Genomic DNA, 25,378 nt, shown 5'->3' with positions numbered 1-25,378 from the left:
GCACCATTGTGGACCTCGGCACCGACACTCCGGTCCCCGCCCCGAACCGTACGGGAACTTCGCGCTTTGTCCGGCCGCTTGCATACAGTGACCACACACGCGTTGTGAGAACGCGGTCCGCGATCGCGATCGAAGGGACTCCCTGCCCATGGCTCACACGGCCTCCCCTCCGCCCACCGCCGGCGGCCTGACGGCGACCGAGCACCGGCTGGCCAACGGCCTGCGCGTGGTGCTTTCCGAGGACCATCAGACGCCGGTCGCCGCGGTCTGCCTCTGGTACGACGTCGGGTCGCGCCACGAGGTCGCCGGGCGCACGGGTCTGGCGCACCTCTTCGAGCACCTGATGTTCCAGGGATCGGCCCAGGTGAAGGGGAACGGTCACTTCGAGCTGGTGCAGGGGGCGGGCGGCTCGCTCAACGGCACCACCAGCTTCGAGCGCACCAACTACTTCGAGACGATGCCCGCCCACCAGCTGGAGCTGGCGCTGTGGCTGGAGGCCGACCGCATGGGGTCGCTGCTGGCCGCCCTGGACGAGGAGTCCATGGAGAACCAGCGCGACGTGGTGAAGAACGAGCGCCGTCAGCGGTACGACAACGTGCCCTACGGCACGGCGTTCGAGAGGCTGACGGCGATGGTCTACCCCGAGGGCCACCCGTACCACCACACCCCGATCGGCTCCATGGCCGACCTGGACGCCGCTTCCCTGGAGGACGCGCGGGACTTCTTCCGCACCTACTACGCGCCGAACAACGCCGTGCTGGCGGTCGTCGGCGACATCGACCCGGAGCGCACGCTCGCCTGGGCCGAGAAGTACTTCGGCTCCATCCCCTCCCACGAGGGCAAGCGGCCGCCGCGGGACGGCTCCCTGCCGGACGTCATCGGCGAGGAGGTCAAGCAGGTCCTCCACGAGGAGGTGCCCTCCCGGGCGATGATGGCCGCCTACCGGCTGCCGCACGACGGCACCCGTGAGGCGGACGCCGCCGACCTGGCGCTGACGGTGCTCGGCGGCGGCGAGTCCTCCCGCCTGCAGACCCGTCTGGTCCGCCGCGACCGCACCGCCGTCACCGCCGGTTTCGGCATGCTGCGGCTGGCGGGGGCGCCCTCGATGGGATGGCTGGACGTGAAGGCCTCCGGCGACGCCGAGATCGCCGACATCGAGCGGGCGGTCGACGAGGAGCTGGCCCGTTTCGCGCAGGAGGGGCCGACCCCGGCGGAGATGGAGCGCGCCCAGGCGCTGCTGGAGCGCGAGTGGCTGGACCGGCTGGCCACGGTCGGCGGCCGCGCCGACGAGCTGTGCCGCTACGCGGTGCTGTTCGGCGACCCCCAGCTCGCCCTGACCGCGGTGGAGCGCGTGCTCCAGGTCACCGCCGAAGAGGTGCGCGAGGTGGCCGCGGCCCGGCTGCGCCCCGACAACCGCGCGGTGCTGATCTACGAGCCCACCCAGGAGACCGCCCCCGACACCGCGGCCGACGTCTCCGAGGGCGCCACCGTCTCCGAGACCGGCACCGCCGCCGACACCCACGACCAGGAGGCCGCTCAGTGAGCGACACCACGGCCCAGAACGGAATGTCGATGGAGTTCCACCCCCAGCCCCGCGGCGGCGAGCCCAGGCCGTGGGCGTTCCCCGCCCCCGAGCGCGGTGAGCTGCCCAACGGGCTGACCGTGCTGCGCTGCCACCGCCCCGGCCAGAAGGTCGTGGCCGTCGAGGTCAACCTCGTCGCGCCGCTGGAGACCGAGCCCCGTGACCGGGAGGGCGTGGCCGGGATCATGGCCCGGGCGCTGAGCGAGGGCACCGACCGGCACAGCGCCGAGGAGTTCGCCGCCGAGCTGGAGCGGTGCGGCGCCACCCTGGACGCGCACGCCGACCACCCCGGCGTACGGGTCTCCCTCGAGGTCCCGGCCTCCCGGCTGACCAGGGCGCTGGGCCTGCTCGCCGACGCGCTGCGCGCTCCCGCCTTCCCCGAGGGCGAGGTCGAGCGGCTGGTGCGCAACCGCCTGGACGAGATCCCGCACGAGCTGGCCAATCCCGCCCGCCGGGCGGCCATCGCGCTGTCGAAGGAGCTGTTCCCGGCCGACTCCCGGCTCTCGCGTCCCCGCCAGGGAGCCGAGGAGACCATCGGGAACATCGACGCCGAGGCGGTGCGCGCCTTCTACGCGGAGCATGTGCGGCCCTCGACGGCCACGGCCGTGGTGGTCGGCGACTTCACCGGGGTGGACCTGGACAAGGCGCTGGCCGGGACCCTCGGCGACTGGAAGGGCGCGGCCGCCGGGCCCCGCCCGGTCCCGCCGATCACGGCGGACGACACCGGCCGGGTGATCGTCGTGGACCGGCCCGGAGCGGTGCAGACCCAGCTGCTCATCGGCAGGATCGGCCCCGACCGGCACGACCGGGTCTGGCCCGCACAGGTGCTGGGCACGTACTGCCTGGGCGGCACGCTCACCTCCCGCCTGGACCGGGTGCTGCGCGAGGAGAAGGGCTACACCTACGGCGTACGGGCCTTCGCCCAGGTTCTGCGTTCCTCGCCCGAGGGCACCGGCGCCTCGATGCTGGCGATCAACGGCTCGGTGGCCACCGATGTGACGGGTCCCGCTCTGGAGGACCTGTGGCGCGTGCTGCGCACCCTGGCGCAGGAGGGTCTCACCGACGCCGAGCGCGACACGGCCGTGCAGAACCTGGTGGGGGTGGCCCCGCTGCGCTACGAGACGGCGGCGGCCGTCGCCGGCACCCTCGCCGACCAGGTGGAACAGCACCTCCCCGACGACTACCAGGCGAAGCTGTACGCCCGTCTCGCCGGGACCGGCACGGTGGAGGCGACGGCGGCGGCCGTGGCGGCCTTCCCCGTGGACCGTCTGGTGACGGTGCTGGTGGGAGACGCGTCACAGATCGCCGACACGGTGCGCGACCTGGGCATCGGAGAGGTGACGGTCGTCACGGACCAGTGACCCCGGCCGCCTCGCGGCGGCCGCACAGCGTAAGGCCCTTGGTGGGATGCCACACCAAGGGCCTTGCGTATGTCCGGTTTTGGGCCGTTCCGGTGGGTGGCTCATGTGGCATGGCCTACAAAAGCCGCTTTTTGCTTGCTCGCTCAAATTTGTCCGTTTAGCGTCGATCCCGCTGGCCGTCAGAAGTGACCGCGACCGCGGCCGACGGCAGTGATCGCCGAGTCCCCCGAGCGGGGGAGCCGGGGACCCACCCTCCCGCCCTTCACACGCGGGAGCGGTCCTCTTCCGAGGCACCTGGGGTGAATCGGGCCGTGCGCCCGTAGGAGACCTTCCTGCTCCGAACCCGACAGCTAACCCGGTAGGCGAGAAGGAAGGAAAGGAGCACGCCACCCATGGCGTTCACCCGTGCCACCGCGCAGCTCGCCGAGAAGCTGACCGGAAAGCTCACCGGGCTCACCGAGAGCCTCACCGAGAAGCACCACCTCTCCAGCCGCTCCGTGCGCACCCGCGTGGGCCTGGCCGGAGCCGCCGCCCTGACCGTCACCGGCGTGGTCGGCGCAGCCGCCACCCCCGCGATCGCCGCTCCGGAGGGGGGCTCGGGGACCTACGCCCTGGGCTTCGTCCAGGCCATGGCCGTCGGTGACACGATCGCCGACGACGTCAGGGCCCAGGCCCAGGCCCAGCAGCGCGTCGCCGACGCCGCCGAGGAGAAGGCCGAGGAGGCCGAGAAGGCCGCCGCCGAGCGCGAGGCCGCCGAGAAGCGCGAGGCCGAGAAGGCCGCCGCCGAGAAGCGTGAGGCCGCCGAGGCCGAGCGCGCGAACGAGCGCGCCGACCGCTCCGCCGAGCGCCGTTCGGCCACCGGCTACGTCGACCCGGTCGCGGGTGTGGACACCACCACCACCTACAAGCAGGCCGGCGCCTCCTGGTCCTCCGGCAAGCACAGCGGCATCGACTTCCCCGCCAACACCGGCACCCCGGTGCGGTCCGTCGGCCCGGGCACCGTGGTGACGGTCGGCTGGGGCGGCGCGTACGGCAACCAGGTCGTCATCCGCCACGACGACGGCAAGTACACCCAGTACGCCCACCTGTCCGCCACCGAGGTCTCGGCGGGCCAGAAGGTCGACGGCGGCCAGCACATCGGCGCGGTCGGCTCCACCGGCAACAGCACCGGCCCGCACCTGCACTTCGAGGCCCGCAACGGCGCCCACTACGGTTCGGACTTCAACCCGATCACCTACCTGGCCGGCAAGGGCGTCGACGTCTGACGGACCAGCCCGCAGGGCACCGGGCGGCCGCGCCCGCCACACACCGGCATCCGCCACACACCGGCATCCGCCGCGCGACCCGCGAGGTCGCGCGGCGGATGTTTTCACGCCTGTTTTCCGGCGGGCATCGGAAAACGTGTTCCGGTGGAATACAGTTCGACTCTGCGGTACTTCGGGGAATATGGAGACGGCGGCGGAGGTCGGCCCATGCGTATTTCCGCGCACATGGTGTGCAGCGCGGTCCGTGACGACATCGTCCGTGGTGTTTTCCCACCCGGGGCCCGGCTCACCGAGGAGCTCCTCGCCAGACGGTACGGCGTCTCACGCGTCCCGGTGCGCGAGGCGCTGCGGACCCTGGAGTCGGAAGGGTTCGTCGTCTCCCGCCGCCACGCGGGCGCCTGCGTCGCCCGGCCCACCGAGCAGGAGGCCGCCGACCTGCTCGACATCCGCGCCCTGCTGGAGCCGCTGGGCACCGCGCGGGCCGCCCGGCGCCGCACCGAGGCGCAGCTGAGGGTCCTGCGCGGGCTGGTCCGCCTGGGGCTGCAGCGGGCGGAGAGCGGCCGGCTGTCCGAGCTGAGGGCCCTGGAGGACTGGTACCACGAGACGCTGGCCCGGGCGTCGGGCAGCCCCAGCCTGGCCTCGCTGCTCACCCAGCTGCGCCGCAAGATCACCTGGGTGTACGCCGCGGAGCCGCCGCTGCGCGCGGTCGCCGTGTGGCGTGAGCACGGAGCCATCGTGGACGCCGTCGCGCGCGGTGACGCGGAACGGGCGCGCATCCTGGCCGGCGAGCACGTGGAACGCTCCGTCGCGGTGCGCCGCGAGCAGCGCCCGGTGGCCGCGCGACGGCAGCCGGGAAAGCCCGGTGAGGAGAGCGAAACACGCCGTAAACACACCGTGTGACAATTCGTAACAGGAATTGTGTACACAGGACGGGAATACGCGGGGAATTCACGCCGGGAAAGCTCCGGGTGTGAAAAGGCTGCGGGGTCGCTCGCCCCGCAGCCTTTGCCGGTGATTTTCCGCTGGTGGCGTCCGTCGCGTTCCGTTCCGGGTCCGTGTCCAGTGCCGTACGCGGGCCCGGACCGCGGCCGGCTCGCCGACCGCGCGGCTCAGACGGCTCCGGGCAGCTCGTCCAGTCCCTCGGAGACCAGCTTCGCCAGCCGGTCCAGGGCGGTGTCGGCATCCTCGTCCGCGGAGGCCAGCACGATCTCCTGGCCGCCCTCCACGCCCAGCCCCAGCACCGAGAGCATCGAGGCTGCGTTGACCGGTTCGCCGTCCGGCCTGGCCACGGTGACGGGGACGCCGGAGGCGGTCGCGGCGCGGACGAAGACCGCGGCGGGGCGGGCGTGAAGGCCCTCGGGCCAGCCGACGGTGACACGGCGCTCTGCCATGGTGTTGCCCTTCGGATCGAAACGGATCGGAGCGGAACCGGCCGGACGAGGCCGGACCGGACAGGGGCGGACCGGTGCGGGGCCGGCCGGGAACGGGCCGCGCGCCCGGGGACCAGCCCAGCTTCGCACAGGCGGGTCCCCCGGAACGGGAGCCGACACCTCCGCGATCCGGGCCGCGGTGACTAGGCTGACCCCCATGCGGACGCCGAGCGAGCCTGCCTACCCCGCCCACTGGGAAGCCGACGTGGTACTGCGCGACGGAGGTACGGCCCGGGTCCGCCCCATCACGCCCGACGACGCCGAGCGCCTGGTCAGCTTCTACGAGCAGGTCTCCGACCAGTCCAAGTACTACCGCTTCTTCGCCCCCTACCCCCGGCTCTCCGACCGCGACGTACGCCGCTTCACCCACCACGACTACGTCGACCGGGTCGGCCTGGCCGCCATCGTCGGCGACGAGTTCATCGCCACCGTCCGCTACGACCGCATAGACGCCACCGGCCGTCCCGCCTCCCTGCCCGCCGACGAGGCCGAGGTCGCCTTCCTCGTCCGCGACGACCACCAGGGCCGCGGGGTCGGCTCCGCCCTGCTGGAGCACATCGCCGCCTGCGCCCGCGAGCGCGGGGTGCGCCGCTTCGTCGCCGAGGTCCTGCCCGCCAACACCAAGATGGTCAAGGTCTTCACGGACGCCGGCTACTCCCAGAAGCGCAGCTTCGAGGACGGTGCGGTCCACCTCACCTTCGGCATCACACCGACCGAGCAGTCCCTGGCGGTCATGCGGGCCCGAGAGCAGCGCGCCGAGGCCCGGTCCGTGCAGCGGTTGCTGTCCCCCGGCGCGGTCGCCGTCATCGGCGCCAGCCGCAACCCGGGCGGGGCCGGGCGCACCGTCCTGGAGAGCCTGCGCGCGGCCGGTTTCACCGGCCGCGTCCACGCCGTCAACCGCGCGCTGGAGGAGGGACGCACCGAGATCGACTCGGTTCCCGCCCACCGCTCGGTGCGCGACGTCCCCGAGCCCGTCGATCTCGCCGTCGTCGCCGTCCCCGCCCGGGAGGTGCCCGGGGTGGTCGACGAGTGCGGGGAGCGGGGCGTGCAGGGACTGGTCGTCCTCTCCGCCGACTTCGGCCGCGACGCACAGCGCGGGCTGGTGCGGCAGGCCCGCTCGTACGGGATGCGGATCATCGGGCCCAACGCCTTCGGGCTGATCAACACCGCCCCGGACGTCCGGCTCAACGCCACTCTGTCGCCCGAGACGCCCGAGCGCGGCCGCATCGGGCTGTTCACCCAGTCCGGGGCCATCGGCATCGCCGTGCTCGCAGGGCTCCACCGCCGCGGCCGGGGGGCCGGCGGCATCTCCACCTTCGTCTCGGCCGGCAACCGCGCCGACCTCTCCGGCAACGACGTGCTCCAGTACTGGGACGACGACCCCGACACCGACGTCGTCCTGATGTACCTGGAGTCCTTCGGCAACCCCAGGAAGTTCAACCGCCTGGCCCGGCGCACCGCCGCCCGCAAGCCGATCGTCGTGGTCAAGGGCGCCCGCCACAACGCCAGTGCCCCGCCCCCCGGCCACGCCGTCCCGGCCGGCCGCACCCCCGATGCCACGGTCTCCTCGCTACTGCGGCAGGCCGGGGTCATCCGCGTCGACACCGTCACCGAACTCGTCGACGCCGGCGTGCTGCTGGCCACCCAGCCGCTGCCCGACGGCCCGCGGGTGGGCATCCTGGGCAACGCCGAGTCGCTGTGCCTGCTCACCTACGACGCCTGCCTGGCCCGGGGCCTGCGCCCGCAGCCCGTCACCGACCTGACCACCGAGGCCGGCCCCGAGGACTTCCGGCGGGCCCTGGCCGCCACTCTCGCCGACCCGGCCACCGACGCCGTCGTGGTCACCGCCATCCCCTGGGTGGACGGCAGCCACGGCGCGGGGGACGCGGCCCTGCTGGCCGAGGCGCTGTCCCGGGCACTGCGCGAGTCGGCCGGCCGCGAGGGCGGCGGTGAGAGCGGCGGTGAGGGTGGTGACCGCAGCCGTGACCGCGGCGGCGCGGAGGCCGTGAGTGCCCCGGCCAAGCCGGTGGTCGTGGTCCATCTGGCCATCGAGGGCCTGGACGCCGCCCTGGCCGAGCACCGCCTGCCCGCCTACCCCGCCCCCGAGCGCGCCGTGGGTGCCCTGTCGGAGGCGGTCCGCTACGCGCAGTGGCGGCGGGAGGCGGCCCGACCCGGCCGGGCGCCCGATTACGACGACATCGACGAGGCGTCCGCCGCCGCCCTGCTGACCCGGGTGCGCGAACCGGACCGCGGAACGCTCCGCAGCACCCCCCTGAGCGGTGAGGAGACGGCCGAACTGCTGGGCCACTACGGCGTGTCGGTGCAGCCCGTCCTGCCCGCGCCCGACGCCCGCGCGGCCCGCGCCGCCGCGAAGAGGCTGGGCTACCCCGTGGCGCTGAAGACCACCGCCCCCCATCTGCGCCACCGCCCCGACCTGGGGGGCGTACGACTGGACATCGGCAGCGAGGCCGGACTGCGGCGCGCCTACGCCAGGATGACCGAACAGCTGGGTGAGCCCGCCGAGCTGCGGCCCGTCATCCAGGCCATGGCGCCCCGCGGCGTGGACACCGCGGTGAAGGCCACCGTCGACCCCGCCATCGGCGCGGTGCTCTCCTTCGGGCTGGCAGGCCCGCCCTCGGAGCTGCTGGGCGACGTCGCCCACCGGCTCGTCCCCGTCACCGACCGGGACGCGGCCGGACTGGTCCGCTCCATCCGCTCCGCACCCGTGCTGTTCGGCTGGCGCGGCGCCCAGCCGGTGGACACCGGTGCCCTGGAGGAGCTGCTGCTGCGTGTCTCCCGGCTGGTCGAGGAGCATCCCGAGGTCGTCTCCGTCGAACTGGAACCGGTGGTCGTCGCCGCCCGCGGGCTGACCGTGCTGGACGCGGCCGTCCGCGTCGCGGAGCCGCCCGCGCCCTTCGGCACGGCCCACCCCGCCTGGGCCGACCTCGGCCCCCGCCGCCTGCCCGCGTACTGACCCGCCCGGTCCCCGTAGGATGGGCGGCATGGCGAAGACCGGTACGACGACCCAGGGGCTGCGCGCGGCCATCGAGCGCAGCGGCTACTACCCGGCTCTCGTGGCCGAGGCGGTCGAGTCCGCCGTGGGCGGCGAGCCCGTCTCCTCGTACGTGGTCCACCAGGAGACGACCTTCGACTCCAACGAGGTCCGCCGCCACGTCACGGTGCTGGTGCTCACCGACACCCGGTTCATCGTCAGCCACACCGACGAGCAGCCCGCCGACGGCACCTCCCCCTCGCCGTACGCCACCACCTCCACCGAGTCGGTGAAGCTGGAGCGGATCTCCTCGGTCGTCCTCAGCCGCGTCGTCGCCAACCCCGAGTCGTACACCCCCGGCACCCTGCCGCGAGAGGTCGTCCTCACCATCGGCTGGGGCGCCGTCTCCCGCCTCGACATGGAGCCCGCCAACTGCGGCGACCCCAACTGCGAGGCCGACCACGGCTACACGGGATCCCTGACCGCCGACGACCTCTCGCTGCGCGTCAGCGAGGCGGGCGACGGACCGGACACCGTCCGCCAGGCGCTCACCTTCGCGCAGGCGCTGTCCGAGGCCACCGCGGCGACCGCCGGCGCCCGCTGATGGTCCAGCCCCTCCCGTACGGTCCGGCCGCCCACGACCCGGCTCCCCTGGATCCGCGTACCGCCCCCGTACCGCGCTACGGTGACGCCTCGCTGGCCGATCTGCTGCCCGCCGTCGCCGCCGGGCAGGGCGTGCCCGGACTCTCCTCGGGCCTGGAACTGGAGCCCGCCGACCGGGTGTGCGTCTTCCTGGTGGACGGCATGGGCTGGGAGCTGCTGGCCGCCCATCCCGGCGAGGCCCCCTTCCTGGCCTCCCTGCTGGCCACTTCCCGCGGTGGTACCGGGCAGCCCCTCACCACGGGCTTTCCCTCCACCACCGCCACCTCGCTCGCCTCCGTGGGCACCGGCCAGGTGCCCGGCGCCCACGGATTGCCCGGCTACACCGTGCTCGACCCGGCCACCGGCGAACTGATGAACCAGCTGCGCTGGCACCCGTGGACCGACCCGCACCAGTGGCAGCCGTACCCCACCGTCTTCCGGCTCGCCGACGCCGCGGGCGTCGCCACCTGCCAGGTCACCGCCCCGCACTTCGAGCACACTCCGCTCACGAAGATCGCCCTGTCGGGCGGCTCCTTCCTGGGGCGGCTGTCGGCCGAGGACCGCATGGACCTGGCCGCCGAGCGGCTGGGCTCGGCCGGCCGCACACTGGTCTACACGTACTACGCCGAACTCGACGGCAGCGGCCACCGCCACGGCGTGGACTCCGACGCCTGGCGCGGCCAGCTGATGTACGTCGACCGCCTCGCCCAGCGCCTGGCCGAGCAGCTTCCGCCGCGCTCCGCGCTCTACATCACCGCCGACCACGGCATGGTGGACATCCCGCAGGACCCGGACGCCCGCTACGACTTCGACCACGACTGGGAGCTGCGCGCGGGCGTCGCACGGCTGGGGGGCGAGGGCCGGGCCCGCCATCTGTACGCCGTGCCCGGCGCGGCAGGGGACGTCCACGCCGTCTGGCGCGAGGTCCTGGCGGACCGGGCGTGGGTGGCCACCCGGGACGAGGCGATCGAACTGGGCTGGTTCGGGCCGGAGATCGACGACCGGGTGCGCGGCCGGATCGGCGACGTGGTGGCCGCGATGAGCGACACGGCCGCCGTCGTCGCCACCGAGACCGAGCCCAACGAGTCCGAACTGATCGGTATGCACGGCTCGATGACGCCCGCCGAGCAACTGGTTCCCCTGCTGGAAGTCCGCAAATAGCCCGGCGCCGCCGTATCCCGCCGGATCCGTCCGCAGCCGCGCGCACTGCCCGCGCCCCCACGCCGACCGCCGACCGCCGAAAGGTTCCGCCTCCCCATGCCCGAACTGGTCTTCTTCGCCGGAACGATGGACTGCGGGAAGAGCACCCTCGCGCTCCAGATCCAGCACAACCGCTCGGCGCGGGGACTGTCGGGGATGATCTTCACCCGCAACGACCGGGCGGGGGAGGGACGGCTCTCCTCACGGCTCGGTCTGGTCACCGAGGCGGTGGAGGCGGGCGAGGGCTTCGACTTCCACGCCCATCTGGTGCGGCACCTGACCTCCGGCGGGCGCACCGACTACGTGATCGCGGACGAGGCGCAGTTCCTCGACCCCGGGCAGGTCGACCAACTCGCCTGCGTCGTCGATGATCTGGGCATCGATGTCTTCGCCTTCGGCATCACCACCGACTTCCGCACCAGGCTCTTCCCCGGTTCGCAGCGGCTGATCGAGCTGGCCGACCGGATCGAGTCCCTCCAGGTCGAGGCGCTGTGCTGGTGCGGTGCCCGCGCCACCCACAACGCCCGCACGGCCGGCGGCCGGATGGTCGTCGAGGGCGCCCAGGTCGTCGTCGGGGACGTCGCCGGCGCGCAGAGCGCCGCGGGGGAGGACGTCGGCTACGAGGTGCTGTGCCGCCGCCACCACCGGCGCCGGCTCACCGCGGCCGCGGCCCGGGCGGGGGCGCTGTCCCCGGACGTACTGCCCGTGGACGGTGCTGACGCCCCCGCCCTGCACCGCGGCTGAGCGCCCCTCACGGGGCGCTTCCCGCAAGGGCCCTCACGAGCCCCGGCGGCCCGTGTGGACCACCGCGAAGGGGGCGCCCTCGCGGTCGGCGACCCGCGCCGTCCGCCCGTACGGCGTGTCGTGCGGCGGCAGCAGGACGCGCCCGCCCAGCTCGGTCACCCGGCGCGCCGCCGCGTCGGTGTCGTCCACCTCGACGTACATCAGCCAGTGCGAGCCGCGGTCGTGCGGCAGTCCGTCACCGACGCCGTGGACGCCGCCGACGATCCGGCCGTGCGCCGTCAGGGTGAGACGCTCCGGCTCCGCGTCCGCGCCGCCGGAGCCGTCACCGCCGCCCGCCCCCGGGTACTCCCCGGCGGGCTCGGCCTCCAGGCCGAAAACCGTCCGGTAGAACTTCTCGACCGCCGACGCCCGGTGGGTGATCAGCTCGTTCCACACCACCGTGCCCGCCCCGCCGCCCATACGGGCCCCGGGACGGGTGTCCGTCTGCCGTATCCCGAAGGAGGCCCCGGCCGGGTCCGCCGCGATCGCCACGCGCATCGTCCCCTCCATGTCCAGCGGCCCCACCCCGACCGTACCGCCGCACAGCCTGACCAGCTCCGCGGCCTTGTCGGCGTCGTCGGCGGACAGATACGGCAGCCAGGCGGGCAGGCACTGCCGTCCCCGCGGCATCTGGCCGATGCACGCGACCTCGTTCCCGTCGAGAAGTGCGCGGAAGTGCGGGTCGGCCGACCCCGGCCCCGGGCCCCGGCGGTAGTCCCAGCCGAACAACTCGTGGTAGAACTCCTGGCTCGCCGCCGGGTCGTGGGCCAGCAGACTCAGCCAGGAGGGGGTGCCCGGAGCGTGTCGTGCCACTGCCTCGGTCATCTGTTCACTTCTCTCCTCGGGACCGTCGTCGATGCGGTCGTCCGGTGATCTTCCGTGCACTGTCGGTGGCCATGGTCTCATTCGGCGCCCACGCCGCGCACGGGGCCGGCCCGTCCGGGAACAGGACGAGACGGCCCTCGGGGAGGATGGCGGACATCCCGCCCCGAGTCCCCGCCGTGCGCACGCCGACACGAACGGGCCGCGCCGGGCGGTGGCGAGGACATACGGGAACGGCCGCGCGAAGATACGGCCATGGCAGTCATCGTCTCCCCTACCCAACTCGTGCGCGAACTCACCGGTTCGCCTTCCTCACCGCATACCCCGCCCACACTGCTCGATGTCCGCTGGGAGCTGACCGGCCCCTCCCGGCGGTCCGACTACGAGGCGGCGCACCTGCCCGGAGCCGTGTACGTCGACCTGGAGACCGAACTGGCCGGCCCGGTGGGGGAGGGGACGGGCCGTCACCCGCTCCCGGATCCGGAGGTGTTCGGGGCGGCCATGCGCCGGGCCGGGGTCCGCCAGGGGCACCCGGTGGTGGTCTACGACGGCGGCCGGGGATGGGCCGCGGCCCGTGCCTGGTGGCTGCTGCGCTGGGCCGGCCACGAGGACGTACGGGTGCTGGACGGCGGTCTCGCGGCCTGGGAGGGCCCGCTGACCGGGGAGGTGCCGCGGCCGCCCGAGGGCGACTTCAGGCCCCGGCCGGGCTCGCTTCCCGTGCTCGACGCCGACGGCGCGGCGGCCCTGGCCCGCGCCGGGGTGCTGCTCGACGCCCGCTCGGGCGAGCGCTACCGCGGCGAGGTCGAGCCGATCGACCGGGTCGCCGGGCACATCCCGGGCGCGGTGTCGGCGCCCACCACGGAGAACACCGCCGAAAGCGTTTCCCGGGGAGCTTCCGGAAGTACCCCCGGGACCTTCCGGCCCGCCGCCGAACTGGCCGACCGCTTCGCCGCGCTGGGCATCGACGCGGACACCGAGGTCGGCGTCTACTGCGGTTCGGGGGTCTCCGCGGCCCACGAGGTCCTGGCCCTGGCGGTCGCGGGCATCGACGCCGCGCTGTACCCGGGCTCCTGGTCGCAGTGGTCCGCCGACCCCTCCCGCCCGGTGGCCACGGGCCCCGAGCCGGGCTGAGGAGCGGACCGGCGCACACGCCGAGGGGCGGCGGGGCCCGGCCCCGCCGCCCCTCGGCCTACTCCTGCTTCTTGCGGCGCGTGCCGAAGACGATCTCGTCCCAGCTGGGGACCGCGGCGCGGCGGCCCGGACGGACGCCGTCCGCCTCGGCCTGGCGGTCGGTGTTGCCCGTGAGCCGGTCGCGGTGGCCCGCCACCGAGCGCGGCATGAGCACATCGGCGTAGGCCGCCCCCGCGCTCGCCGCGGGAGCGGGCGGCTCCACCGCCTCCGGCTCCTCGGCCTCGTCCTCCGGCGCGCCGTCGGGTGAGGAGGACTGCTCCGGCACCACCAGATCGCCCCGGAAGCTGGGCACCGCCTCCAGCAGACTGGTCAGCGAGTCCCGCTCGCCGACCCCGTCCTGGCCGAGGGCCTCCGGGGGCTCGGACTCGGAGGCGTCGGAACGCTCCGTCCGGTCGAAGCGGTCGCGCGGCAGCCGCGCGATGCGCGGCACGAACGGAAAACTCGGCTCGGGGGTGTCGTCGCTCTCGCCGATCAGCGCCCGTGCCTCGTCGTCCACGGCCTGCACCAGCCGCCGCGGCGGGTCGTACGTCCAGCTCGCCGAGTGCGGCTCACCGGCCACCCGGTAGACGAGCAGCACCTCCCAGGTGCCGTCGTCCCGGCGCCAGGAGTCCCACTGCACCGTGTCCTTGTCGGCGCCGCGCAGCATCAGCCGCTCGGCCACGGCCTCGCCGAGCTGCGGGCCGGTGCTCTCGCCGGGGCGGCGCACCGGTGTCTTGCGGGCCCGCTCGGCCATGAACGCGCGCTCGGCGAGCACCGGCCCCTCGAACCGCCGTACGCGGTCCACGGGGATACCGGCGAGCTGGGCGACCTCCTCGGCGGTGGCTCCGGCCCGTATGCGGGCCTGGATGTCGCGGGGGCGCAGATGGCTCTCGACCTCGATCTCGATCTGGCCGAGCCTGGCGCGGTCGTTGCGGACGGCGGCTCGCAGCCGCTCGTCGATCGGGAGTGTGTACTCCGTGTTGTCGGCAGCCTTGAGCACCAGCCGTGTGCCGTCGTTGCTGACGGCCACGACACGCAGTTCGGGCATGGGAACCTCCCGGGTGGTGCCTGCCGACGTCACGTGCGTCGCTGCTCCCGTTGGACGAGTGTGGCGTGCCCGGGCGCAGCCTGCCACAACCTTGCCGACCTGCCCGGCGTGTCGGGCCCGCGCCCTGATCCGCCACTGTGGCACGGTTGCCTGTTGACCACGGAAAGTGACCGGATCGGTGACTGTCCGTGGTACCGGCTGACCGGAGCCGGGGTCAGGGCTCGCCACACTACTCCATTGGGGCCACACCGTTGGATCGGCACGCCGCCCAAGTTCTCACAGTGCGGGGGAGTTGAACACCGCGCGGGTCGCAAAAAGACGGCATCGAAGGTGTGGATCTTCACGGAATCCGCCGAAACGGAGCCACCATCTTGGCCGGAAACCGCCTGGCGGGGTGCACAGAGGAAGATACGTGCGACCCGGCCCGGTAGGAGGACGGGCGGGGCGGCGGGCTGACGGCGGTGGCCCGGCGCCCGGCTCAGTCGCCCAGCACCCGCCGCAGATGGTCGTTGCCGAACACCCGGTCCGGATCGAGGCGGTCGCGCAGCGCGGTGAACTCCGCGAAGCGCGGGTAGACCCCGGCCAGGTAACCGGCGTCGCGGCTGTGCAGCTTCCCCCAGTGGGGACGCCCGCCGTGCGCGACCATGATCTGCTCGGCGGCCGTGAAGTACCGCTCGTGCGGGGTGCCCCGGTACACGTGCACCGCGATGTAGGCGGTGTCGCGGCCCGAGGCCGTGGACAGCGTGATGTCGTCGGCGGGCGCGACGCGCACCTCGACGGGAAAGTTCACCCGCAGTCCCGAACGGTCGACCACCGCACGCAGTTCGCGCAGCGCCTCCACCGCGGCCTCCCGCGGCAGGGCGTACTCCATCTCCACGAAACGGACCCGGCGCGGGGATGTGAACACCTTGTAGGGGATGTCGGTGTAGGTGCGGGCGGACAGGGCGCGGCCGGCGATCCGCGCGATACCGGGAACGGCGGCGGGGAAGGCCCGGCCCACCGAACAGGCGGCCTGGAAGACACCGTTGGACAGCAGCTCGTCCTCCAGCCAGCCGCCCAGGCGCGGCAGCGGGTCGGCCGGGCCGTCGCCGCGGTTGTTGCGCTTGGTGACGCAGCGGTCGGTGTGCGGGAACCAGTAGAACTCGAAGTGCTCGTTGGCGCGCACCAGATGGTCGAAGTCCTCCAGCACCGCATCCAGGCGCATGGGCTCCTCGCGCGCGGTCAGCAGGAACAGCGGCTCCACGGCGAAGGTGATCTCGGTGATCACCCCCAGCGCCCCCAGGCCGATGCGGGCAGCCGCGAAGACATCCCCGTTCTCACCTCCCTCACCCCCCGAGCACCGCAGGACCGATCCGTCGGCCAGGACCATCTCCAGGGCGCGGATCTGGGCGGCGAGCGAGCCGGAGTCGCGGCCGGTGCCGTGGGTGCCGGTGCCGACCGCGCCGGAGACGGTCTGCTCCATGATGTCGCCCATGTTGGCCAGGGACAGCCCCTCGGCCGCCAGCGCCTCGTTGAGCCGCTTCAGAGGCGTCCCGGCGGCCACCGTCACCGTCATGGCCTCACGGTCGATCCGGCGGACGCCGGTGAGGCGGTCGGGGCGTATCAGCACCCCCTCGGTGGCGGCCACGGGTGTGAACGAGTGCCCGGTGCCGGCGGCCTTGACCGTCAGCCCGTCCTCGGCGGCGCGGCGCACCACCTCGGCGAGCGCCTCGGTGGTGGAGGGAGCCGAGGTCCGCAGCGGGCGGGCGGTGACGTTGCCCGCCCAGTTGCGCCACGTCGGCGGCGCGGGCCGCCCCGTGCGCCGTGCTGTGTGCGTGGTCATCGCTGACGGCCCTCCCCATGGCTGGCGTACCGCGCGGACGGTGGCCCCCGCCGGTCGGAGGGGGATCATACTCACGCGGGGCCTCTCCCGGACCCCCGCGGGTCCGCGCGGTGGGCTCCGGAGCCGGATGGCAGGATCGAGACATGTCCGACGCAACTGACGCCCGCCCCTACGACGCCCTGCTGCTGCTGTCCTTCGGAGGACCGGAGGGGCCCGACGACGTGGTGCCGTTCCTGGAGAACGTCACCCGCGGAAGAGGCATTCCGAAGGAGCGGCTGGAGGAGGTCGGGCAGCACTACTACCTGTTCGGCGGGGTCAGCCCGATCAACGCCCAGAACCGCGAACTGCTCGCCGCCCTGCGCGAGGACTTCGCCGCGAACGGGCTGGACCTGCCCGTCTACTGGGGCAACCGGAACTGGGCGCCGTACCTGACCGACACCCTGCGCGAGATGGTGGCCGACGGCCGCCGCCGGATCCTGGTGCTGGCCACCAGCGCGTACGCCTCGTACTCCGGCTGCCGCCAGTACCGGGAGAACCTCGCCGAGGCCCTGGCCACCCTGGAGGCCGAGGGACTGCGGGTGCCGCGGGTGGACAAGCTGCGGCACTACTTCAACCACCCCGGCTTCGTCCGCCCCATGACGGACGGGGTGCTGGCCGCCCTCGCCGAGCTGCCCGGGGACGTCCGGGCGGGGGCGCACCTGGTCTTCACCACCCACTCCATCCCCCTGTCCCAGTCCGAGACCTCCGGGCCCGACGGCGGCGCGTACGTCGCCCAGCACCTGGACGCGGCGCGGGTGATCGCCGCCGCCGTGCGCGAGGAGACCGGGGTGGACAGGCCCTGGGAACTGGTCTACCAGTCCCGCAGCGGCGCCCCCCACATCCCCTGGCTGGAGCCGGACGTCTGCGACCACCTGGAGACGCTGCACGGGCAGGGCGCGCCGGCCGCGGTGATGGTCCCCATCGGTTTCGTCTCGGACCACATGGAGGTCCTGTACGACCTCGACACCGAGGCGATGGCCAAGGCCGAGGAGCTGGGCCTGCCGGCGGTGCGGTCGGCCACCGTCGGCGCCGACCCGCGCTTCGCCGCGGCCGTGCGCGACCTGGTGACCGAGCGCGCCGCCGCCGAGCGCGGCGAGCACCCCGAGCGCTGCGCGCTGGGCGCGCTGGGGCCCAGCCACGACGTGTGCCCGGTGGGCTGCTGCCCGGCGCGTACGCCCAAGCCCGCCGCCGCGGGCGCCGACAGCCCGTACGCCTGACGCCGTCCCGGCGCTCGTACGACCCCCGTCCGATGCCCGCACCACACCGCTTAGGAGAGCCGTGACCGACGCCGCAAGCTCCGCCGGGCCCGCCGCCGGCAGCCCTGCCGGAACCGGAGCGGAGACCGACCGTGCGACCGCCGCCGTGGCGGACCCGCTCCACAGGGAGCTTCTGGGCCTCGCGCTGGAGGCCGCCCGCCGGGCGGGCGCGCTGCTGAGTGAGGGGCGCCCCGACGACCTGGGGGTGGCCGCGACCAAGAGCAGCCCCGTCGACGTCGTCACCGAGATGGACCTGGCCTCCGAGAAGCTGATCACCGGCTTCCTGGCCGACCACCGTCCCGAGGACGGCTTCCTGGGGGAGGAGGGGGCCTCCAGCGAGGGAGGCAGCGGAGTGCGCTGGGTGATCGACCCGATCGACGGCACAGTGAACTACCTCTACGGACAGCCTGCCTGGGCCGTCTCGATCGCCGCCGAGCACCGGGGCGAGACGGTCGTCGGCGTGGTCCACGTACCGCCGCGCGGTGAGACGTACCACGCGGTGCTGGGCGGGGGCGCCTGGCTGAACGGGAGGCGTGTGCGCTGCCGCCCCTCGCCACCGCTGGAGCAGGCGCTGATCGGCACCGGCTTCAACTACGTCGCCGAGCGCCGCGGGGCCCAGGCCGAGGTGGTCCGCCGCCTGCTGCCGAAGGTCCGCGACATCCGCCGCTCCGGCTCGGCCGCCATCGACCTGTGCGATGTGGGCGGCGGGCGGCTGGACGGCTTCTACGAGCGCGGGCTGCACCCCTGGGACTTCGCCGCGGGCGATCTGGTCGCCCGCGAGGCGGGCGCCCTCACCGGCGGGCGGCCCGGCTCCCCGGCGACGGGCGAACTGACGGTGGCCGCCTCGCCCGGGGTCTTCGGCGCCCTCCAGCCGCTGCTGGAGGAACTGGGCGCCTGGCACGACTGAACGGCGCCGGTCCGGGAGCGAGGGACACCGGCCCCTCCCGCACCCCCGCACGGCGGCGCCCCGGGAGGAGGAACCTCCCGGGGCGCCGCCGTGCACTGCCGGTCAGGCGCTGGTGGTGGCGCCGACCTCCACTCCGTACTCGGCGGCCAGACGGCGCAGATCCTCGAGCTCGGCCTGCTCGACGTCCACCAGGAAGTCGTCGCCCGACTCACGAGCGCGGATCAGGTCGGACTCCGTGGTCCGTATGCGCTGCAGAATGCCTGCGGTGAACGCGTCCATGGTGCGCCCCCTCGTCGTGGGTCGTCGGCACGGGGTGTGCCGGGGGTGGGGCGATCACGGTGTGTACCCCGAGCGGTCGGCCGACGGCTCTCCCGGGGCTGGGAAGAGGGGTCGTGACATGCCGTCTACAGGGCGTGATCGCGGGTGTAATGCCGTCCTCCCCATCTCAAACCTCAGAGAAACCTCAAGAAGGACGAAAATTAGGTGAACGGCTGCGACGGAGGTCCCTTACGGCCCGTTTACTGAGGTCGCGGGCACGATGGACATGACGGAGCAGGACGGGACGCACCCCCGCCCCGCTCCGTGCCGCCCCGCGCCGTCCCGGAACGGCCGGGACGGTTCCCGCCCGGCGAAGCCCCGAGGACCGAAGGAAGGACACCGCCCGTGCGCGTACTCGTCGTCGAGGACGAGCGGCTGCTCGCCGATGCCGTGGCCACCGGACTGCGCCGGGAGGCCATGGCCGTCGACGTAATCTACGACGGTGCCGCGGCCCTCGAGCGCGTCGGGGTCAACGACTACGACGTGGTGGTGCTCGACCGCGACCTGCCGCTGGTCCACGGCGACGACGTGTGCCGCGAGATCATCCGGCTGGGCCTGCCGACCCGGGTGCTGATGCTCACCGCCTCCGGTGACGTCAGCGACCGGGTGGAGGGCCTGGAGCTGGGCGCGGACGACTACCTGCCCAAACCCTTCGCCTTCAGCGAGCTGACCGCCCGGGTGCGGGCGCTCGGCCGCCGCAGCACCGCGCCCCTGCCGCCGGTGCTGGAGCGCGCCGGGATCCGGCTGGACCCCAACCGCCGCGAGGTCTTCCGCGACGGCCGGCAGGTGCAGCTGGCCCCCAAGGAGTTCGCGGTGCTGGAGGTGCTCATGCGGGGCGAGGGATCGGTGGTCTCCGCCGAGCAGCTCCTGGAGAAGGCCTGGGACGAGAACACCGACCCGTTCACCAACGTCGTACGGGTCACCGTGATGACCCTGCGCCGCAAGCTCGGCGAGCCGCCGGTGATCGTCACCGTGCCCGGCTCCGGATACCGCATATGAGCCCCTCATGACACCCAGCACGCCCGGTACCCCCGGCCCCCCTCCCCAGCCCCCGGCGGCCCCGCCCAAGCCCACCTGGGACCCCTTCCAGCCGGGCCGCTCCCATCCCTGGCTGCGGCCCACCATCCGCATACGCCTGACCCTGCTGTACGGCGGGATGTTCCTGATCGCCGGGATGGTGCTGCTGGCGATCATCTACCTGCTGGCGGCCCAGGCCCTGAAGGACGGCAGCCATCTGCCCTTCCAGATCATCGGTGTGCGGGATCAGACCACCGACGCCGTCTGCAGTCTGCCCAGCCGGGCGGACGGCGGGGAGCTGACCCCCCAGGAGCTGACCGCCGCCGTCCAGCAGTGCATGGAGAACCAGCGGCAGGTGGCCCTGGAGGCCCTGCTCAACCGGTCCCTGATGGCCCTGCTGGGGCTGGCCGTGGCCGCCTTCGCCTTCGGCTACGTCATGGCCGGCCGGGTGCTCTCGCCGCTGGAGCGCATCACGCGCACCGCCCAGCGGGTCGCCGGTTCCGACCTGCACCGCCGCATCGAGCTGGACGGACCGGACGACGAGCTCAAGGAGCTGGCCGACACCTTCGACCAGATGCTGGACCGGCTGGACCGGGCCTTCACCGCCCAGCAGCGGTTCGTCGCCAACGCCTCGCACGAGCTGCGCACCCCGCTGGCCATCAACCGCACCCTGCTGGAGGTCCAGCTCTCCGATCCCGGCGCCTCCCCGGAGCTGGTCCAGCTCGGCAAGACGCTGCTGGCCACGAACGAGCGCAGCGAGCAGCTGGTGGAGGGCCTGCTGCTGCTCGCCCGCAGCGAGAACGAGATCGTTGACCGCAAGTCCGTGGACCTGGCCGAGGTCGCCTCCCAGGCCGTGGAGCAGGTGCGCGGGGAGGCCCAGGAGGGGAGCGTGGAGCTGCGGGGTGTGCGCCGGCCCGCGTATGTGCAGGGCAGCGGGGTGCTGCTGGAGCGGGTGGCGCTCAATCTGGTGCAGAACGCCGTGCGCTACAACGTGCCCGGCGAGGGCTGGGTGTCGGTGGACACCCGGGCCCAGCCGGGGCAGGCGGTGCTGGTGGTGGAGAACACCGGCCCGGTGGTCCCGGCGTACGAGGTGGACAACCTCTTCGAGCCCTTCCGCAGGCTGCGTACCGAGCGCACCGGCAGCGACAAGGGGGTCGGCCTGGGGCTGTCGATCGTGCGGTCGGTGGTGCGGGCCCACGGCGGGGCGGTCACGGCCAGGCCGCGCGAGGAGGGCGGACTGGTGGTGCGGGTCACGCTCCCCGTCTGACGTCCCGCGGACGCGGTGCGGAACGGGGCCGGGGACGGGGCCGGACGGGACGAAAGGCGATCATGGAATAACCTCGCCGCGCCCGGCGTTATGAGGCGAAATCCGGGAATTCCTCCATGGTTCGAACCGGCTGTGATCGATCACACACGCGATTTTTCGGTCACACGCGTGCAGCCCCTCAGGGCCTTCCGAAAAATGCCGGAAAATCCATGTTTTCGCAGGTCGTGATCGTGGAAAAGAGGGGAGGCGGTGCGCGCAAAGTGGACACGAGGGCCGTCCCGGGCCCTCGGTCGACGGCCGACTCGGTCACCCCATCAGGGGCGCGGTTGGGTGTCGATTGAGTAACAGGGCTTGAAGTGAGGCAAAATCTCCGCCTCAGGTCGGGCACAAGTCCGGCCTCTCGCGCGTTACGTGCGCTGGAGACACCACAGACACCCAGAGGGGGAGAGCGACATGGCGACCGATTACGACACTCCACGCAAGACCGATGACGACGTCAACGAGGACAGCATCGAGGAACTGAAGGCCCGGCGGAACGACAAGTCCGCCTCGACCGTCGACGTCGACGAGTTCGAGCAGGCCGAGGGCCTGGAGCTGCCCGGAGCGGACCTCTCCAACGAGGAGCTGTCCGTGCGGGTGCTGCCCCGCCAGGCCGACGAGTTCACCTGCATGAGCTGCTTCCTGGTCCACCACCGCTCGCAGTTGGCGGCGGAGAAGAACGGCCACCCCATCTGCCGCGACTGCGCGGCCTGAGCCGGGGCCGGCTGATGACGGCCGAGGAAGCACGTGACGTCGAGCGGGGCCAGGACGGGGAGGCCTCGCTCGCGCCCGTACCCGCGCCCGCAGCCGCCCCCGGCCGCGGGCTGCGGCGCCTTCGTCCGCGCCGCCGGGCCGGCGCGGACGGCGCGGGCAGACCGGACGGGGGCGGCGCACGGGAGCCGCGCGAGCGCGGCACCGTCAGGGCGTTCCTGGGCGTGGTGGCCGACCGCATCGTCGATCTCGCCCCCAGGATCCCGGTGAGGGACCTGGACACGCTCCGCCGGCAGTTCCCGGGCCTGGGGCCCGAGGAGATGGCCGACCGGCTGATATCGGGCGCCGTGAAGGGCAGCGCGACAGTCGGCGCCGGAGTGGGCGCCTCGGCGATGCTGCCCGTACCGCCGGCGATGCCCGCCGAGCTGGCCGCCGAGGTCGTCGGGGTGGCCGCGGTGGAGCTCAAACTCATCGCCGAACTCCACGAGGTCTACGGGCTGCGCCCGCCCGGCAACGCCCGGGAGCGAGCCGCCGCCTACCTCGCCGAGTGGACCCAGGAGCGCGGGATAGAACTGGCCGCGCCCGCGACGTTCGGCGCGGCCTTCGGCAGTCACATGAGAAGCCGGCTGCGCCAGACTCTCCTCAAGCGCACCATGCGCAACCTCCCCAACCTCACGCCGTTCATGATCGGCGCGGCGGTGGGCGCCCTGATGAACCGGCGCGACACCAGGAAGCTGGCGGAGAGGATCCGCGGCGACCTGAGGCAACGGCGGATCCCCTGGGACGCGATCCCCCTGGAGGACCGCCCGGGGAAGGTCATCCCCTCGCAGCTCCGGCGCGCCCCGGAAGAGGACGGCTGAGGCCCGGGGACTCCCCTCGGCCCGCTGCGTCCGCCCGGCGGGCCCGCCGCCGGCCGCACTACCGGCGCGCGGCCTCCAGCGCGCCGGCCAGCGCCCGAGGGCGCCGCGTGGACAGGTACAGGTACGGTGTCGGATCCGCGGGGTCGGTGACCTCCACGCGCAGCGCCGTGGGCACATAGCCGCGCAGCAGCATGTAGGCGCGCGGGTCGGCACGGTGGGTGCGCCAGGCGCGGGCCTCCTCCTCGTCCAGGACGTGCGCCTCGCCCAGCGCGGAGACCGGCACCCGGGCGTCCCCCGCGACCAGCGAGTCCGCGACCACGCGGATACGGGCCGAGCCGTAGGCGCTCACCGCGACCGCGCCCAGCGCCGTACCCACCACCAGACCGCCCAGCAGGGGCATCGGGCCCAGGGGGAACAGGATCAGGCCCAGGGAGATCCCGGACAGGGCGGCGATCAGCCACCATGGGCGGGGTGCGGTCAGCCGCTCGTCGTACAGCACGCCGGGAGGAAGCATGTCCCCAGCTTGGCACGCCCGCGACCGGCTCACTGACCCGGCGGTAAGGTCAGCATCCGTGAGTGCCACCAAGACATCCCTGACCCCGCCGGACGACGCCGTCCCCCCCGTGCGTCACCCCGACGCCCCCGCCCCCGGACAGCCGCTGGGAGCCCACTACGCGCAGTGCTTCGGCTGCGGCACCGAGCAGCCCCACGGGCTGCACATCGACGCCCGGGCGGGCGAGGGGGTCAGCGTCACCGCCGAGTTCACCGTCCGCCCCGAGCACCAGGGCGCCCCCGGCCTCGCCCACGGCGGACTGCTGTCCACCGCCATGGACGAGATCCTGGGCTCCCTGAACTGGCTGATGCACACCATCTCGGTCACCGGGCGCCTGGAGACCGACTTCCTCCAGCCCGTCCCCGTGGACTCCGTGCTGCACCTGACGGCACGGGTGACCGCCCGGCACGGACGCAAGATCTACTGCACCGCCACCGGACGCATCGGCGGCCCGGCCGGCCCGCTCGCGGTGCGCGCCGACGCCCTCTTCATCGAGGTCAAGGTCGAGCACTTCGTCGACCACGGCCGCAAGGACGAGATCGACGCCGCGATGGCCGACCCCGACACCGTCCGCCGGGCCCGCGCCTTCGAGGTGAACCCGTGAGCGGCGCCGGCCTGCCCGGTCGCGAGCCCGTCGAGGTGCTGATCCGCCGTCTCGACCCCGAGGTGCCGCTGCCCGCCTATGCCCACCCCGGCGACGCGGGCTGTGACCTGGTCACCACCGAGGCGGCCGAACTGGCCCCGGGCGAGAGGGCCGTTCTGCCCACGGGGGTTTCCATCGCACTGCCCGACGGGTACGCCGCCTTCGTGCATCCGCGCTCCGGTCTGGCGGCCCGCTGCGGGGTCTGCCTCGTGAATGCCCCCGGAACCGTGGACGCCGGGTACCGTGGGGAGATCAGGGTGATCGTGGCCAACCTGGATCCGCGCGAGAGCGTGCGGTTCGAGCGCTTCGACCGCATCGCCCAGCTCGTCGTCCAGCAAGTCGAGAAGGTGCGCTTCCACGAGGTGGAGGAACTGCCGGGATCGGCGCGAGCGGCGGGGGGCTTCGGCTCCACGGGCGGCCACGCCGCACAGGACGGCACCGCACAGGACCACGCTGCACAGCACAACCATTACGCTGCGGTCGCGGCCGACGAGGCTGCCGACCTGAAGGGACAGTGACGTGTTCGGACGTCGTCGCAAGAAGCAGGTAGGGCCCGAGGGCGCCTCGGACGAGTTCGAGACGGAACGATCCGACGAGGGCGCCGACGCGTCGGACGGGTCCGCCGACGGCACCGATGGCGAGCAGACCCGGGTCAAGCTTCCCCCGGCCCCCCGGCCGGACGGCCCCTGGGACGTGAGCGAGCTGCACGCCCCGGCCGAGGGCCGGGTCGACCTGGGCGGCATGTTCGTGCCCGGGGTGCCGGGCATGGAGCTGCGGGTGGAGGTCGCCGGTGACGCCATCGTCGCCGCCACGATCGTCCTGAAGGACAGCGCCGTTCAGCTCCAGGCGTTCGCCGCCCCCAAACGCGAGGGCATCTGGGACGAGGTGCGCGAGGAGATCGCCTCGGGCATCACCCAGAAGGGCGGGATCATCGACGAGGCCGAGGGCCCCCTGGGCTGGGAGCTGCGCGCGCAGGTGCCGGTCAGGCTGCCCGACGGCAACAGCGGCATGCAGGTCGTGCGCTTCATCGGCGTGGACGGCCCCCGCTGGTTCCTGCGCGGTGTCATCTCCGGTCAGGGCGCGGTGCAGCCGCAGGCCGCCGGGCTGCTGGAGCAGATCTTCCGCGACACGGTCGTGGTGCGCGGGGACTCCCCGATGGCGCCCCGCGACCCGATCGTCCTCAAGCTCCCCGACGACGCGCAGATGGTGCCCGACGGCGTCCAGCAGGAGCAGGCCCAGGAGGGCTCCCGCTTCGCGGGCGGCATCGACAAGCTCCAGCGCGGCCCGGAGATCACCGAGGTCCGCTGACCCGGTCCGGCCGGAACCCTGCCGCCGCGCACGGCGGCAGGGCCGTGCCGGACCGTACGGCGATCCCCTGCCGGCGGCCGGGGAGTGTGCCACCATGAGCCCACGTCGAAAGTTCACGGGGAACTGGGGGCGCCATGCCCATGGACGGGGCTGACCGCCGGAAGTTATGGATGTACGTCGTCGGGGTCGTCGGAACGGTGGCTCTGACGATCGTGGGGATCTTCACCGTCCAGCAGACCGTCGGCGGCAGCAGCAACAACTGCAGCGGCGGAGCGGTCTGCGGCGACGGCAACGACGGCAACCGGGTCGGCGTACCCGGCCAGGGCGGGTGAGACCCCGGACC

General features: G+C 73.5%; 25 protein-coding genes and 1 riboswitch. Of the genes, 19 read left to right on the top strand and 6 right to left on the bottom strand.

Translation table 11 applies throughout. The features are described 5' to 3' along the window. Window positions 1-148 precede the first annotated feature (148 nt). From IQ279_RS20285 to IQ279_RS20270, 4 genes are all read left to right on the top strand, one after another. Window positions 149-1,543, top strand: coding sequence for a M16 family metallopeptidase (locus tag IQ279_RS20285; protein ID WP_241028436.1), 1,395 nt, complete (start codon window positions 149-151; stop codon window positions 1,541-1,543). Between the two features lie 29 nt (window positions 1,544-1,572). After that, entirely contained in the window at window positions 1,573-2,943 is a 1,371-nt protein-coding gene (locus IQ279_RS20280) for a M16 family metallopeptidase (RefSeq protein ID WP_206350315.1), read from the top strand. Between the two features lie 205 nt (window positions 2,944-3,148). Continuing rightward, window positions 3,149-3,322: riboswitch (cyclic di-AMP (ydaO/yuaA leader) on the top strand. Window positions 3,323-3,335: 13 nt separating this feature from the next. Further along, window positions 3,336-4,208, top strand: a complete 873-nt coding sequence (locus tag IQ279_RS20275; RefSeq protein ID WP_206350251.1) for a M23 family metallopeptidase — start codon at window positions 3,336-3,338, stop codon at window positions 4,206-4,208. A 207-nt stretch (window positions 4,209-4,415) separates the two neighbouring features. Beyond that, the gene (locus IQ279_RS20270) at window positions 4,416-5,108 is read left to right on the top strand and encodes a GntR family transcriptional regulator (RefSeq protein ID WP_206350249.1); all 693 of its coding nucleotides are present in this window, start codon (window positions 4,416-4,418) and stop codon (window positions 5,106-5,108) included. Between the two features lie 209 nt (window positions 5,109-5,317). Here IQ279_RS20270 and IQ279_RS20265 read toward each other — a convergent pair whose 3' ends face one another. Continuing rightward, a complete protein-coding gene (locus IQ279_RS20265) occupies window positions 5,318-5,599 on the bottom strand; it encodes an HPr family phosphocarrier protein (protein ID WP_206350248.1) in 282 nt (93 codons plus the stop codon). A 196-nt stretch (window positions 5,600-5,795) separates the two neighbouring features. On the opposite strand from IQ279_RS20265, the gene IQ279_RS20260 reads away from it, so the two are divergent. The 4 genes from IQ279_RS20260 to IQ279_RS20245 all read left to right on the top strand — a co-directional run bounded on the left by IQ279_RS20260 (window position 5,796) and on the right by IQ279_RS20245 (window position 11,216). Next, window positions 5,796-8,612 (top strand): bifunctional acetate--CoA ligase family protein/GNAT family N-acetyltransferase, encoded by a 2,817-nt coding sequence (locus IQ279_RS20260; protein ID WP_206350247.1) that lies wholly within the window; start codon window positions 5,796-5,798, stop codon window positions 8,610-8,612. A gap of 28 nt (window positions 8,613-8,640) precedes the next feature. Beyond that, window positions 8,641-9,234, top strand: coding sequence for a DUF5998 family protein (locus IQ279_RS20255; protein WP_093851244.1), 594 nt, complete (start codon window positions 8,641-8,643; stop codon window positions 9,232-9,234). Further along, complete coding sequence (locus IQ279_RS20250; RefSeq protein WP_206350246.1) at window positions 9,234-10,433, top strand: alkaline phosphatase family protein; 1,200 nt, start codon at window positions 9,234-9,236, stop codon at window positions 10,431-10,433. Before IQ279_RS20255 ends, IQ279_RS20250 begins: the two co-directional genes overlap by 1 nt. Window positions 10,434-10,529: 96 nt before the next feature. After that, window positions 10,530-11,216: a thymidine kinase gene (locus IQ279_RS20245; RefSeq protein WP_206350245.1), complete on the top strand. Its 687-nt coding sequence runs from the start codon at window positions 10,530-10,532 to the stop codon at window positions 11,214-11,216. Between the two features lie 33 nt (window positions 11,217-11,249). On the opposite strand, the gene IQ279_RS20240 is transcribed toward IQ279_RS20245, so the two are convergent. Then, on the bottom strand, window positions 11,250-12,080 hold the full coding sequence (locus IQ279_RS20240; protein ID WP_206350244.1) for a VOC family protein: 831 nt from the start codon (window positions 12,078-12,080) through the stop codon (window positions 11,250-11,252). Between the two features lie 252 nt (window positions 12,081-12,332). On the opposite strand from IQ279_RS20240, the gene IQ279_RS20235 reads away from it, so the two are divergent. Then, window positions 12,333-13,208 carry a sulfurtransferase gene (locus IQ279_RS20235; RefSeq protein ID WP_206350243.1) on the top strand — a complete coding sequence of 292 codons (876 nt, stop codon included), beginning with the start codon at window positions 12,333-12,335 and terminating at the stop codon, window positions 13,206-13,208. Between the two features lie 58 nt (window positions 13,209-13,266). On the opposite strand, the gene sepH is transcribed toward IQ279_RS20235, so the two are convergent. Together sepH and IQ279_RS20225 are read right to left on the bottom strand one after the other, a co-directional pair. Beyond that, a complete protein-coding gene (gene sepH, locus IQ279_RS20230; protein WP_206350241.1) occupies window positions 13,267-14,328 on the bottom strand; it encodes a septation protein SepH in 1,062 nt (353 codons plus the stop codon). Between the two features lie 445 nt (window positions 14,329-14,773). After that, a complete protein-coding gene (locus IQ279_RS20225; protein WP_206350240.1) occupies window positions 14,774-16,117 on the bottom strand; it encodes a D-arabinono-1,4-lactone oxidase in 1,344 nt (447 codons plus the stop codon). Window positions 16,118-16,260: 143 nt separating this feature from the next. Between IQ279_RS20225 and IQ279_RS20220 the strand changes: the two genes are divergently transcribed. After that, window positions 16,261-17,373, top strand: a complete 1,113-nt coding sequence (locus IQ279_RS20220) for a ferrochelatase (RefSeq protein ID WP_206350239.1) — start codon at window positions 16,261-16,263, stop codon at window positions 17,371-17,373. 145 nt (window positions 17,374-17,518) lie between these two features. Continuing rightward, on the top strand, window positions 17,519-18,319 hold the full coding sequence (locus tag IQ279_RS20215) for an inositol monophosphatase family protein (protein ID WP_206350313.1): 801 nt from the start codon (window positions 17,519-17,521) through the stop codon (window positions 18,317-18,319). Window positions 18,320-18,421: 102 nt separating this feature from the next. Here the strand turns inward: IQ279_RS20215 and IQ279_RS20210 are convergent, their stop codons facing one another. Then, on the bottom strand, window positions 18,422-18,598 hold the full coding sequence (locus IQ279_RS20210; protein WP_206350238.1) for a hypothetical protein: 177 nt from the start codon (window positions 18,596-18,598) through the stop codon (window positions 18,422-18,424). Window positions 18,599-18,982: 384 nt separating this feature from the next. Between IQ279_RS20210 and IQ279_RS20205 the strand changes: the two genes are divergently transcribed. The 4 genes from IQ279_RS20205 to IQ279_RS20190 all read left to right on the top strand — a co-directional run bounded on the left by IQ279_RS20205 (window position 18,983) and on the right by IQ279_RS20190 (window position 22,531). Next, window positions 18,983-19,636, top strand: coding sequence for a response regulator transcription factor (locus tag IQ279_RS20205; protein WP_206350237.1), 654 nt, complete (start codon window positions 18,983-18,985; stop codon window positions 19,634-19,636). Window positions 19,637-19,643: 7 nt separating this feature from the next. Beyond that, window positions 19,644-20,921, top strand: coding sequence for a sensor histidine kinase (locus IQ279_RS20200; RefSeq protein WP_206350236.1), 1,278 nt, complete (start codon window positions 19,644-19,646; stop codon window positions 20,919-20,921). Between the two features lie 453 nt (window positions 20,922-21,374). After that, window positions 21,375-21,674 (top strand): DUF4193 domain-containing protein, encoded by a 300-nt coding sequence (locus tag IQ279_RS20195; RefSeq protein ID WP_093662716.1) that lies wholly within the window; start codon window positions 21,375-21,377, stop codon window positions 21,672-21,674. Between the two features lie 14 nt (window positions 21,675-21,688). Continuing rightward, entirely contained in the window at window positions 21,689-22,531 is an 843-nt protein-coding gene (locus IQ279_RS20190) for an EcsC family protein (RefSeq protein ID WP_241028434.1), read from the top strand. Window positions 22,532-22,589: 58 nt separating this feature from the next. On the opposite strand, the gene IQ279_RS20185 is transcribed toward IQ279_RS20190, so the two are convergent. After that, window positions 22,590-23,045: a DUF3093 domain-containing protein gene (locus IQ279_RS20185; RefSeq protein ID WP_206350235.1), complete on the bottom strand. Its 456-nt coding sequence runs from the start codon at window positions 23,043-23,045 to the stop codon at window positions 22,590-22,592. Between the two features lie 58 nt (window positions 23,046-23,103). On the opposite strand from IQ279_RS20185, the gene IQ279_RS20180 reads away from it, so the two are divergent. The 4 genes from IQ279_RS20180 to IQ279_RS20165 all read left to right on the top strand — a co-directional run bounded on the left by IQ279_RS20180 (window position 23,104) and on the right by IQ279_RS20165 (window position 25,367). Next, entirely contained in the window at window positions 23,104-23,688 is a 585-nt protein-coding gene (locus IQ279_RS20180) for a PaaI family thioesterase (protein WP_206350234.1), read from the top strand. Continuing rightward, a complete protein-coding gene (gene dut / locus IQ279_RS20175) occupies window positions 23,685-24,245 on the top strand; it encodes a dUTP diphosphatase (RefSeq protein WP_237883939.1) in 561 nt (186 codons plus the stop codon). The genes IQ279_RS20180 and dut overlap by 4 nt, the downstream gene beginning before the upstream one ends. Window position 24,246: 1 nt before the next feature. After that, on the top strand, window positions 24,247-25,035 hold the full coding sequence (locus IQ279_RS20170; protein WP_206350232.1) for a DUF3710 domain-containing protein: 789 nt from the start codon (window positions 24,247-24,249) through the stop codon (window positions 25,033-25,035). A gap of 170 nt (window positions 25,036-25,205) precedes the next feature. After that, on the top strand, window positions 25,206-25,367 hold the full coding sequence (locus IQ279_RS20165; protein ID WP_206350231.1) for a hypothetical protein: 162 nt from the start codon (window positions 25,206-25,208) through the stop codon (window positions 25,365-25,367). Window positions 25,368-25,378 lie beyond the last annotated feature (11 nt).

This window comes from Streptomyces verrucosisporus (assembly GCF_017114865.1).
Taxonomy (GTDB): Bacteria; Actinomycetota; Actinomycetes; order Streptomycetales; family Streptomycetaceae; genus Streptomyces; species Streptomyces fenghuangensis.
Note: the sequence above shows the minus strand (reverse complement) of the source record. Positions and strands in the feature narration are given on the sequence as shown.